General features: G+C 40.1%; 8 protein-coding genes. All 8 read left to right on the top strand.

Going from position 1 to position 11690, the window contains the following annotated elements; genetic code table 11:
* The first annotated feature begins 3 nt into the window (after positions 1-3).
* The 8 genes from lpdA (at position 4) to IGK53_RS07340 (ending at position 11681) form a co-directional block, all read left to right on the top strand.
* Positions 4-1410, top strand: a complete 1407-nt coding sequence (lpdA, locus tag IGK53_RS07375) for a dihydrolipoyl dehydrogenase (RefSeq protein ID WP_002289686.1) — start codon at positions 4-6, stop codon at positions 1408-1410.
* Between the two features lie 160 nt (positions 1411-1570).
* Positions 1571-1846: a UPF0223 family protein gene (locus IGK53_RS07370; protein WP_002292206.1), complete on the top strand. Its 276-nt coding sequence runs from the start codon at positions 1571-1573 to the stop codon at positions 1844-1846.
* Positions 1847-1851: 5 nt separating this feature from the next.
* The gene (locus IGK53_RS07365; RefSeq protein ID WP_002292205.1) at positions 1852-2619 is read left to right on the top strand and encodes an inositol monophosphatase family protein; all 768 of its coding nucleotides are present in this window, start codon (positions 1852-1854) and stop codon (positions 2617-2619) included.
* 166 nt (positions 2620-2785) lie between these two features.
* Entirely contained in the window at positions 2786-4615 is a 1830-nt protein-coding gene (typA, locus tag IGK53_RS07360; protein WP_002292204.1) for a translational GTPase TypA, read from the top strand.
* Positions 4616-4873: 258 nt separating this feature from the next.
* Positions 4874-6646 carry a DNA helicase RecQ gene (recQ, locus tag IGK53_RS07355; RefSeq protein WP_002292203.1) on the top strand — a complete coding sequence of 591 codons (1773 nt, stop codon included), beginning with the start codon at positions 4874-4876 and terminating at the stop codon, positions 6644-6646.
* 112 nt (positions 6647-6758) lie between these two features.
* The gene (locus tag IGK53_RS07350) at positions 6759-7061 is read left to right on the top strand and encodes a YlaN family protein (RefSeq protein ID WP_002292202.1); all 303 of its coding nucleotides are present in this window, start codon (positions 6759-6761) and stop codon (positions 7059-7061) included.
* Positions 7062-7063: 2 nt separating this feature from the next.
* Positions 7064-8227, top strand: coding sequence for an FtsW/RodA/SpoVE family cell cycle protein (locus IGK53_RS07345; RefSeq protein WP_002292201.1), 1164 nt, complete (start codon positions 7064-7066; stop codon positions 8225-8227).
* Positions 8228-8252: 25 nt separating this feature from the next.
* Positions 8253-11681: a pyruvate carboxylase gene (locus tag IGK53_RS07340; protein ID WP_002329125.1), complete on the top strand. Its 3429-nt coding sequence runs from the start codon at positions 8253-8255 to the stop codon at positions 11679-11681.
* The last annotated feature ends 9 nt before the right edge of the window (positions 11682-11690 follow it).

Here is an 11690-nt window from a genome sequence, read left to right as displayed (position 1 = left end):
CAAATGGTAGTTGGAGATTTTGCTGTAGAATTAGATACAGTTGTAATCGGTGCGGGACCTGGTGGCTATGTAGCTGCCATCCGCGCTGCTGAAATGGGACAAAAAGTAGCAATCATTGAAAGAGAGTATATTGGCGGTGTTTGTTTGAATGTCGGCTGTATTCCTTCAAAAGCACTGATAGCTGCAGGACACCATTATCAAGAGTCACTAGATTCTGAAATGTTTGGAGTAACTAGTGAAAATGTCAAACTAGATTTTGCGAAAACACAAGAATGGAAAGAAAACAAAGTTGTCCATACGTTGACTTCTGGTGTTGGTTTCCTATTAAAAAAACATAAGGTTGAAACAATCGAAGGAGAAGCGTTCTTCGTAGATGATCACACACTACGCGTCATCCATCCAGATTCAGCTCAAACTTATTCGTTCAATAACGCAATCATCGCAACAGGTTCCCGTCCAATCGAGATTCCAGGATTTAAATTCGGAGGACGTGTGTTAGATTCTACTGGCGGATTAGCATTGAAAGAAGTACCTAAGAAATTTGTGATCATCGGTGGCGGTGTGATTGGTGCCGAATTGGGCGGAGCGTACGCAAACTTAGGAGCAGAAGTAACGATCCTTGAAGGTTCACCACAAATTTTACCAACTTACGAAAAAGATCTAGTAAAATTAGTAGAAGATGATTTCAAGAAAAAAGGTGTAACAGTCGTAACGAATGCAATGGCGAAAGAAGCAGTCGATAACGGTGACAGCGTGACAGTGAAATATGCAGTGGACGGGAAAGAAGAATCCGTTACTGCTGATTATGTGATGGTCACTGTAGGTCGTCGTCCGAATACGGATGATATGGGCTTAGAACAAGCAGGAGTCGAAGTAGGAGAACGAGGATTGATTACGGTAGATAAACAAGGACGTACGAACGTACCTAATATCTATGCCATCGGTGATATCGTTCCAGGGGCGGCATTAGCACACAAAGCCAGTTATGAAGCAAAAATCGCTGCTGAAGCAATCTCTGGCAAAAAAGTAGCTGTAGATTATAAAGCAATGCCGGCAGTAGCCTTCACTGACCCTGAATTGGCTTCTGTAGGTATGACGATCAAAGAAGCAAAAGATGCTGGTATCGAAGCAAAAGCATACAAATTCCCATTTTCAGGGAACGGTCGGGCATTATCGCTTGGTAAAACAGAAGGATTCATCCGTCTAGTTACGACGATCGAAGATAACGTGCTGATTGGTGCACAAATCGGGGGAGTCGGTGCAAGCGATATGGTTTCTGAATTAGCTTTAGCAATCGAATCAGGAATGAACGCTGAAGATATCGCCTTGACGATTCATCCGCATCCATCTCTTGGCGAAATCGTCATGGATGCTTCGGAATTAGCATTAGGCTTGCCAATCCATATTTGATTTGAATAATACAGGCGAAACGCAACTGAGAAATCGGTTGCGTTTTTTCTTTTTTATTATCAATAATTTAATTATGTAAACTTAATAATACGACAACTTCTTGGTTTATTACCGTCTCCTATGCTACACTAAAGAAGAATATGAAATAGGAGAGTTGAAGATGCAAGAATATCAGTATCCACTTGATTTAGACTGGACAACAGATGAAATGGTCATTGTAATGAAGATGTGGGAAGATCTGGAACGTGCGAATGAAAAAGGGATAAACAATGAAGCTTTTTTGAAGACCTATCAGCAGTTCAAAACAGTTGTCAAATCCATCGGAGAAGAAAAACGGTTGGGACGGGAATTTGAAAAAGCTTCCGGGTACTCCTTATATCGAACAGTGCAGCAAGCAAAAAAAAATCCAAACAAAACTTTGAGAATGAACGGGTGAGATAAATGGAACAGATGATTGATCATATCAAATCCTGGCTAGAAGAAGCTGGTGAGAAAATCAAATCTTCTCAACAAACATTAACGATCTCGCAAAAATCAAATCGAACGGATCTAGTGACAAATGTCGACCGAAACATCCAGAATTTTCTAATCGAAAAAATCCATTCCTATGATCCAGAGGCGAAAATATTGGCAGAAGAAGAAGGGTGTAATAAACTATCGGATCTCGATGGAAGAGTCTTTATCATCGATCCTATTGATGGCACATTGAATTTCGTGATTGAAGGGGAAAACTTTTGTATCATGCTCGCTGTTTATGAATCCGGCGTTGGAAAACTTGGTTTCATTTATGACGTCATGAGAAATGAGCTTTTTTGGGGTGGAAAAGGAATAGGTGTCTATAAAAATGACAAACCAATGCCTAGACCAGCAAATAAATCTTTATCAGAAGGCTTACTTGGTGTGAATAGCTATCTTTTCGGTCATAATAAATATGGAATCCGAGAGATTGCGGAAAGCAGCATGGGAACACGTATGTACGGGTGTGCAGGGCTTGAACTAGCCGCAATCTTGAAAGGAAACCATATTGCTTACATTTCGAACCTCAGCCCTTGGGATTATGCAGCGGGAAATGTTTTATTGGAAGAGTTTGGTATGGTAACAAGCGGTCTTTTTGGCACTCCATTGACCTTTGATAGAAGGGAATACTATTTAGCAGGGACTCCTTGTGCATATGCAGAAATCGCAGACCTTTTGAAAAAAGAAGGCTGAAAAAAGGTAGAAATCATTCACAAAAATGATAAAAACGGGCAAAAGATTAATTTTCTCGAAAAAATGAAAACATTTTACTATATTTCATGAAAAAAGTCTGCTATAATTAGCAGTCGAGTAAAATTTGCCCTGTCATAAAGAACCAATAAAAAAGGAGTTAGTTACATTGAATTATAGAAATGATATCCGTAACGTCGCAATTATTGCCCACGTTGACCACGGAAAAACAACATTAGTTGATGAACTATTAAAACAATCAGATACATTAGACGCACATACGCAATTGCAAGAACGTGCGATGGACTCAAATGCGCTAGAAAAAGAACGTGGTATCACGATTTTAGCCAAAAACACAGCTGTAGACTATAAAGGAATTCGCGTAAACATCATGGATACTCCAGGACACGCGGACTTTGGTGGCGAAGTAGAACGGATCATGAAAATGGTTGACGGCGTTGTGTTGGTCGTAGATGCGTATGAAGGAACAATGCCTCAAACACGTTTTGTATTGAAAAAAGCATTGGAACAACATATCACACCAATCGTTGTCGTAAACAAGATTGACAAACCTTCTGCTCGTCCTGAGCATGTTGTAGATGAAGTTCTTGAACTATTCATCGAATTGGGAGCAGATGATGATCAGTTAGACTTTCCTGTGATTTATGCGTCTGCACTGAATGGTACGTCAAGCTTATCAGACGACCCAGCAGATCAAGAACCAACAATGGCACCTATTTTTGACACGATTATTGAAAAAATTCCTGCTCCTGTCGATAATAGCGACGAACCATTACAATTCCAAGTTTCATTACTTGACTACAACGATTATGTAGGTCGTATCGGAATCGGACGTGTATTTAGAGGAACAATCAAAGTAGGCGACCAAGTAGCATTAATTAAATTAGACGGAACAGTTAAGAAATTCCGTGTAACGAAATTATTTGGTTTCTTTGGACTAAAACGTCTAGAGATTCAAGAAGCAAAAGCTGGAGACTTGATTGCTGTCTCAGGTATGGAAGACATCTTTGTCGGTGAAACAGTTACTCCTGTGGATCATCAAGATGCGTTACCTATCCTTCACATTGACGAACCAACATTGCAAATGACTTTCTTAGTTAATAATTCACCATTTGCCGGTCGAGAAGGGAAATACGTAACTGCTCGTAAAATTGAAGAACGTTTGATGGCAGAACTTCAAACAGATGTATCTTTGCGAGTTGAACCAACAAACTCTCCAGATGCTTGGACTGTTTCTGGTCGTGGAGAATTGCATTTGTCTATCTTGATTGAAAACATGCGTCGTGAAGGATACGAATTGCAAGTATCTCGTCCAGAAGTTATTGAAAAAGAAATCGACGGTGTAAAATGCGAACCGTTTGAACGCGTACAAATCGACACACCAGAAGAATACATGGGTAGTGTCATCGAATCCTTGAGCTTACGTAAAGGTGAAATGCAAGATATGGTCCATACAGGAAACGGACAAATCCGTTTGACATTCTTGACACCTGCTCGCGGTTTGATCGGTTATTCAACTGAATTCCTTTCAATGACACGCGGTTACGGAATCATGAACCATACTTTTGATCAATACTTGCCAATGCTTCCTGGTCAAATCGGTGGACGTCACCAAGGTGCGCTTGTTTCGATCGATACCGGAAAAGCAACGACCTATTCTATCATGAGTATCGAAGAACGCGGTACAGTCTTCGTAGAACCAGGTACAGAAGTATATGAAGGAATGATTATCGGAGAAAACAGCCGTGATAATGATTTGACTGTCAACATCACAAAAGCAAAACAAATGACAAACGTACGGTCTGCTACTAAAGACCAAACATCTGTCATCAAAAAACCAAAACAATTGACGTTGGAAGAATCTTTGGAATTCTTGAATGATGATGAATATTGCGAAGTAACACCAGAAAGCATTCGCTTGAGAAAACAAATTTTAGAGAAAAATGCTCGTGAAAAAGCATCTAAAAAGAAAAAATAATCTGTAAAAGGATGAAGAGAGAAACCAGCTTGTTATAAAAAATAGCTGGTTTCTTTTTTGTCCAACTTATTTCTGTGGAGAAGTCATCTTTGTCAATGGACTTAAATTCAGAAAATACGCCAAAAGACATTTAAAAGACTTTTAAAGAACTTGATTCTGGTGTGATTTTGTTTCATATCGAGCGTATGTTTCACAAGAGGGATCAACTTGTCCTTCGGAGAAAACCGAAGTAAAATGGCAAGGGAAAGGAGCGGGAAGATGAACGACTTATTAAAACAATACTTTGGTTATGATGAGTTTAGACCTGGTCAAAAAGAAATTATTCAGAAAGTCATTGATCAGGAAAATGTATTAGGGATCATGCCTACCGGCAGTGGGAAATCAATCTGTTACCAGCTTCCATCTTTACTAGTAGATGGGCTTACTGTGGTTGTATCCCCTTTGATCTCTTTGATGAAGGATCAGGTGGATGCAGCGAATCAATTAGGTATACCCGCCACTTTTATCAATAGCTCGTTAGATGGTTACGAAACAGCTAGACGCTTCCAAGAAATCGATAGGCAGCAGTATCGTTTACTTTATATTGCTCCAGAACGTTTTATCATGTCGGATTTCATTCAAGCGATGAATCGATGGAACGTCTGTATGATTGCCATTGACGAGGCGCATTGTATCTCTCAGTGGGGGCATGATTTCCGTCCAAGTTATTTACAAATGGCGAAACAGCTAGATCAACTGCCAAATCGACCTGTTATTGTTGCACTGACAGCTACAGCAACTATACAAGTAGCCGCTGACATAAAAAGACTTTTAAAAATCCCTGACGGCAATCACATCCAGACTGGTTTTGGACGGGAAAATCTCCGCTTTCAAGTAGTGAAAGACCAAAAAAAAGAACAATATCTAGTCGAGTATTTGAAAATCAACAAAAATCAATCGGGCATTATTTATGCAGCGACGAGAAAAGAAGTAGACCGAATCTATCATTTGCTTAAAAAATTTGGATTTTCTATAGGCAGATATCATGGTGGCCTAAAGGAGAATGAACGAACGGCAATGCAAGAGGCCTTTTTATACGATCGCTTACAGCTAATCGTAGCGACCAATGCATTCGGCATGGGCATAAATAAAAGCAATGTCCGTTTTGTTATCCATTATCAAATTCCTGGCTCTCTAGAAGCATACTATCAGGAAGCTGGTCGTGCGGGAAGAGATGGTCTTTCCAGTGAAGCCATCCTGCTTTTCGCTCCTCAAGATATTCAGGTCCAAAAGTTTTTTATCCATCAGTCCCAAAGAGAAGAGGAGCAAAAGCAAAAAGAATATGAAAAATTAAAAGCGATGACAGAATATGCGTATATAGAATCCTGTCTTCAGCAATACATCCTAAACTATTTTGGCGAGACAAGCAGTCCGTGCAATCGTTGTGGTAACTGTTTAGATGACAGAGAAATAGTAGAAGTAACGACACAAGCACAGATGGTCCTTTCTTGTTTGAAACGTATGGGGGAGAATTATGGCAAGCAGATGCTAATGAAAGTCTTGGCAGGATCGAAAGAACAAAAGCTGCGAGCCTTGGGGTTTGAACGTTTATCTACCTATGGACTGATGAAAAACCAATCGCAAAAAGAAACGATGCAATTGATTGAATATTTGATATCGAATGGCTATCTTCTGACCGTTAATGGAGAATATCCTATCTTGAAAGTAACAGAAAGAGGGATCCAAGTATTAAAAGGACAAGAAGCTGTCTATCGAAAGGAACCCAAAAAAGTCCAGCAGCTGTCGGATGAAGAGACCGATACACTATTTGAAGTGTTGCGGGAACTTCGAACGGATCTAGCATCAGAAGCAGGCGTTCCCCCGTATGTCGTATTTTCAGATTCCACCTTGAAAGAAATGAGCCGAATACGTCCATCAAGCAGACTGGAGATGCTTCAGATAAAGGGAGTTGGTCAAAGCAAGCTTGATAAATACGGAGAAGCCTTTTTATCTCGGATAAAAAATACGGATCCTAACGTTCTGGACAAGTAAGAAGGACCATTACGTAAAAATGAATAAAAACAACTGGTTAAATCTGTTTTTTTGCTCCCTATGAAAATCAAATATGTTATAATTAAGGAATTAGAACGGGAGGTAAGCACAGATGGATTCTTTGTCGAAAAAACTTGCGATCCAAGTATTAAATGATGAAGCAGAACGGATCAAACGATTAATCCGAAACCAAAATAACAGTCTCTGTATCTCGCAATGCAAAGCCTTCGAAGAAGTGGTAGATACACAGATGTACGGTTTCTCCCAGCAAGTCGGGTTTGCTGTTCGTATAGGAGTAATCGAAAAAAACGAGGGACAGCTGATGTTAAGTGAGCTGGAACGAGAATTGAATCAGTTATACAGTGAGGTTTACCAAGAAAATTATGATAAAAAAGAAGTTGGCAAGGAGGAATAGACTTGCCTAAGAAAGTAAAAAAAAGGCATCTATTAGACTATAGTATCTTGATTCCCTATTTGATTTTATGTGTTTTGGGTTTGATCATGGTATATAGTTCTACGTCGTATCTATTATTAGAAAACGGACAAAATCCGTCCGCATCAGTCATTAACCAAAGTATTTTTTGGGTGCTCAGCTTGATTGCTATCGCACTACTCTACAAAATGAAAACAGATGTTTTGAAAAACCAGCGTTTGATTATGGCAGCCATCGCAGTTTTGACGATTTTGCTGCTGATCGTTGTGTTTTTCGGTAAAGAAATCAATGGTGCAAAAGGTTGGCTTCAAATTGCAGGATTTTCGATCCAACCTGCCGAATACCTAAAGATCATTTCTATCTGGTATCTGTCTCTGACTTTATCAAAAAGGCAAAACAGTGTACAAAAAGATTTCCTAGGGACTGTAAAACGTCCACTTGCAATGGTTATCGGACTGACTGCTTTGATCGCTATCCTTCCCGATTTTGGGAATGCGGCAGTTATCTTTTTGATTATTTTGGTTCTGCTTTTAGCCAGCGGAGTTAATTATGTGTATACTTTGATTGTAGGAGTAGGGGGTTTTTGTTTAAGTACTTTTACGATCTGGCTAATCAATATTACAAACGGAAAAATCTTGCCTGGACGTTTACAGTATATCTATAATCGCTTTGCTATTTACCAAAATCCTTTCTCGGATGAATTAAATAAAGGCCATCAATTAGTTAATGGTTACTATGCCATGTTCAATGGCGGGTTATTTGGCAGAGGATTAGGTAACAGTATCCAGAAAAAGGGATTTTTACAAGAAGCACAAACCGATTTTATCTATGCGATCGTAGTGGAAGAGCTCGGAGTGATTATGGGGATTTTGATATTAGCGTTGCTATTCTTTATGATTGTGCGCATTATTCTTGTAGGGATTCGTTCAAGAGATCCGTTCAATTCGCTTTTGTGCATTGGGATCGGCGCAATGTTTTTGATCCAAGTGTTTGTCAATCTGGGAGGAATCACTGGTGTCATTCCTTTGACAGGGATCACGTTCCCATTCTTAAGTCAAGGAGGATCCAGTTTGCTGATGCTTTCGATCTGTGTCGGCTTTGTCCTCAACATTAGTGCGGATGAAAAACGCAAGAGCTTAGGTTTATAATAAAAAAAGATGTAGGAGTGGTTCGATGAAAAAAGTTTTAGTTGCTAACAGGGGTGAAATCGCTGTACGTGTATTTCGTGCTTGTACAGAATTAGGAATTAAAACTGTTGGAATCTATGCAGAAGAAGATGAATATTCCGTACACCGTTTTAAAGCGGATGAAGCATATTTAGTAGGACAAGGGAAAAAACCGATTGATGCGTATCTAGATATTGAAGGGATCATTTCTATCGCGAAAGAATGCGGGGCTGATGCCATTCATCCTGGTTATGGTCTTTTATCGGAAAACTTGAATTTTGCGCAACGGTGCGAGGAAGAGGGCATCACTTTTGTTGGACCCAAACTGCATCATTTGGATATTTTTGGAGATAAAATCAAAGCAAAAGCTGCAGCCATCGAAGCAGGAATTGCTTCAATTCCAGGCACAGATGGTCCAATCGCTTCTGTAGACGATGCATTGGAATTTGCTGAACGATTCGGTTATCCGATTATGATTAAGGCAGCTCTAGGCGGCGGAGGTCGCGGAATGCGTGTGGCTCATGATGAAAAGAGTGCAAGAGAAGGTTACGAACGTGCAAAAAGCGAAGCAAAAGCTGCCTTTGGTAGCGATGAAGTGTATGTTGAAAAATACATCGCCAACCCTAAGCATATCGAAGTACAGATTCTTGGTGACACACATGGAAACGTCATCCATCTTTTCGAAAGAGACTGTTCTGTTCAGCGCCGCCACCAAAAAGTAGTAGAAGTAGCGCCTTGTGTCTCTATGAACGAACAGCAACGTCAAAAAATTTGTCAGGCAGCTGTCCAATTGATGAAACATGTTGGGTATGTCAATGCGGGTACGGTAGAATTTCTTGTTGAAGGAGATGATTTTTACTTTATCGAAGTCAATCCTCGCGTCCAAGTGGAACATACGATCACAGAAATGATTACAGATATTGATATCGTGACAACACAACTATTGATTGCCCAAGGGTTAGATTTGCATAAAGAAATCGGATTGCCTCAGCAAGAAGAAATCAAATTAAATGGGTCAGCTATTCAATGCCGAATTACTACGGAAGACCCGTTGAATAACTTTTTACCAGACACAGGAAAAATCGATACGTATCGTTCACCTGGCGGATTTGGCGTACGTCTGGATGTAGGGAATGCTTACGCTGGCTATGTGGTGACGCCGTATTTTGATTCATTGTTAGTAAAAGTATGTACGCATGGCGCTACTTTTGAAACAGCCATTCAGAAAATGGAACGTTGCTTGAAAGAATTCAGGATCCGTGGAGTAAAAACAAATATTCCATTTATGCTAAATGTCATCACACATCCTGAATTCCAATCAGGAAATGCAAAAACAACTTTTATCGATAGTACAGCAACATTATTTGAATTTCCTCGACTACGAGACCGCGGAAATAAAACGATGAAATATATCGGTGAAATTACTGTCAATGGTTTTCCAGGTATCGAAAGTGGCGAAAAACCATTTTATGAAGAACCACGTATACCTAAAGATCTAATCACAAGAACTGATTACGTAACGGCTAAGAACGTATTAGATGCGAAGGGTGCCGATGCTTTGGTTGAATGGATCAAAGGACAGGAAAATTTATTGTTGACGGATACGACATTTAGAGACGCTCATCAAAGTCTGCTAGCAACTCGTGTTCGGACAAAGGATTTCAAGCAGATTGCACGCTTAACGGGAGAAGGTCTTCCTGAACTCTTTTCAAGTGAGATGTGGGGGGGAGCAACATTTGATGTGGCTTACCGATTTTTGAATGAAGATCCTTGGCAACGATTGAGAAAAATCCGTTCTTTAATGCCTAATACATTGCTGCAAATGCTTTTCAGAGGTTCAAATGCCGTTGGGTATTCTAATTATCCTGACAATGTACTGGTGGAATTTGTCAAAGAAGCAGCAGCACAAGGGATTGATGTTTTCCGAATCTTTGATAGTTTGAACTGGACTCCTCAAATGGAAAAAAGTATCCAAGCAGTACGGGATACTGGTAAAATCGCAGAGGCAGCTATCTGCTATACTGGCGATATCAACGATCCAAGCCGAGCAAAATACAATGTTCAGTATTATAAAGACATGGCAAAAGAACTAGAACAACTGGGTGCGCATATCATTGCAATCAAAGATATGGCTGGGTTGCTTAAACCGCAAGCAGCTTATCGCTTGATTAGTGAATTGAAAGAAACGACGGATCTACCAATCCATCTGCATACTCATGATACTAGTGGAAACGGGATTATCACTTATTCCGCTGCTTCAAAAGCAGGAGTAGATATCGTTGACGTAGCAATGAGTGCAATGAGTGGGAACACGAGTCAGCCTAGCATGAGCAGCTTGTATTATGCGCTGGTCAATGGCCCACGGCTGCCAGAAATCACAATTGAAAATGCACAGAAATTAAACCATTATTGGGAAGATGTGCGTATGTATTACAAACCATTTGAAAATGGCTTGAATGCTCCTGAAACAGAAGTGTATATGCATGAGATGCCGGGAGGACAGTATTCAAATCTGCAACAGCAGGCAAAAGCTGTCGGACTAGGTCATCGCTGGGATGAAATCAAACAAATGTACCATACTGTCAATTTGATGTTTGGCGATATCGTGAAAGTAACTCCATCATCTAAAGTCGTAGGAGATATGGCACTATTCATGGTCCAAAATGATCTCACAGAACAAGACATCTATGGAAAAGGCGAAACACTAAGTTTCCCTGAATCTGTAGTGACTTTCTTCCAAGGAGAACTAGGACAACCAGTCGGCGGATTTCCTGAAAAACTGCAAAAGATCATTCTTAAGGGCAGACCCGCGTTGAGTAAACGTCCAGGACTGTTGGCGAAATCAGTCGATTTCAACGAAGTGAAAAAAGAATTGGCAGAAAAAATCGGCTATGAACCAAAACAAGACGAAGTATTAAGTTATTTGATGTATCCGCAAGTCTTTTTGGACTATCAAAAAGCGTATAATCAATTTGGCGATGTTACATTACTGGATACACCAACATTCTTCCAAGGGATACGTTTAGGTGAAACGATCAATGTACAAATCGAACGTGGAAAAACGCTTATCATTCGTTTAGATGAAATCGGAGAACCCGATATCGAAGGAAATCGCGTACTGTTCTTCAATCTGAATGGGCAAAGACGGGAAATCACTATCAAAGATAATTCAATCATCAGTGCGGTTCAAACTCGATTGAAAGCTGAACCAACAAACCGAGAACAAATCGGAGCAACGATGTCTGGTTCTGTGCTTGATGTATTAGTGAAAAAAGGCGATAACGTCAAAAAAGGCGACACGTTGATGATTACTGAAGCAATGAAAATGGAAACAGCCATCGAAGCACGTTTTGACGGAGAAGTTGCACATGTATATGTATCTTCAGGCGACACGATTTCGTCTGGCGACCTTTTGATTGAAGTGACTGAAAAATAATAAGTGAAA

The sequence above is a fragment of the Enterococcus sp. DIV1224 genome (genome assembly GCF_050555455.1).
Lineage (GTDB): Bacteria > Bacillota > Bacilli > Lactobacillales > Enterococcaceae > Enterococcus_B > Enterococcus_B lactis.
Note: the sequence above shows the minus strand (reverse complement) of the source record. Positions and strands in the feature narration are given on the sequence as shown.

What these genes read in the sequence shown, in the direction of transcription:
- lpdA (WP_002289686.1), top strand. Translation starts at nt 4, where the DNA reads ATGGTAGTTGGAGATTTTGCTGTAGAATTAGATACAGTTGTAATCGGT.
- IGK53_RS07370 (WP_002292206.1), top strand. Translation starts at nt 1,571, where the DNA reads ATGCAAGAATATCAGTATCCACTTGATTTAGACTGGACAACAGATGAA.
- IGK53_RS07365 (WP_002292205.1), top strand. Translation starts at nt 1,852, where the DNA reads ATGGAACAGATGATTGATCATATCAAATCCTGGCTAGAAGAAGCTGGT.
- recQ (WP_002292203.1), top strand. Translation starts at nt 4,874, where the DNA reads ATGAACGACTTATTAAAACAATACTTTGGTTATGATGAGTTTAGACCT.
- IGK53_RS07350 (WP_002292202.1), top strand. Translation starts at nt 6,759, where the DNA reads ATGGATTCTTTGTCGAAAAAACTTGCGATCCAAGTATTAAATGATGAA.
- IGK53_RS07340 (WP_002329125.1), top strand. Translation starts at nt 8,253, where the DNA reads ATGAAAAAAGTTTTAGTTGCTAACAGGGGTGAAATCGCTGTACGTGTA.